The sequence below is a fragment of the Dellaglioa sp. CoH-55-MRSF-9 genome, from assembly GCF_056782155.1.
The window spans coordinates 1-266 of the sequence record NZ_JBXAYG010000095.1 but is presented as its reverse complement, the minus strand read 5'-3'; the positions used below and the strand labels follow the sequence as shown (position 1 = coordinate 266).

The following is a 266-nucleotide window of genomic DNA, read 5'->3' as shown; positions in this document are numbered from 1 at the left end:
AGCAAACATGGGCCGCATCGGATCGACTCCCGCTGTACGATGTGACGCGTGCGGGCCTGAAGACGATCCGCCAAATCACGCATGCGTTGCGCGTACTGCAAGAGACGGTTGACTTCGGTCGCGCTGTACACGGGGTGGTTGTTCACCATGTTGTGTTCGGCAGTCACGCGCAGCATCGGGGCCCGGCCGCTTGCAATCAGCTCTTGAGCAGTCAAGCTCGTGAAACCCAAGGGCTTCAGGTACGGCGGGTCGTCGAGTTCCCAGCC

1 protein-coding gene is annotated in these 266 nt (G+C 61.3%); it reads right to left on the bottom strand.

Annotated features, from left to right (window positions below):
- On the bottom strand, positions 1–215 hold a 215-nt coding region (locus AC1RPV_RS07935), incomplete at its 3' end, for a hypothetical protein (protein ID WP_481764225.1).
- Positions 216–266: the final 51 nt, after the last annotated feature.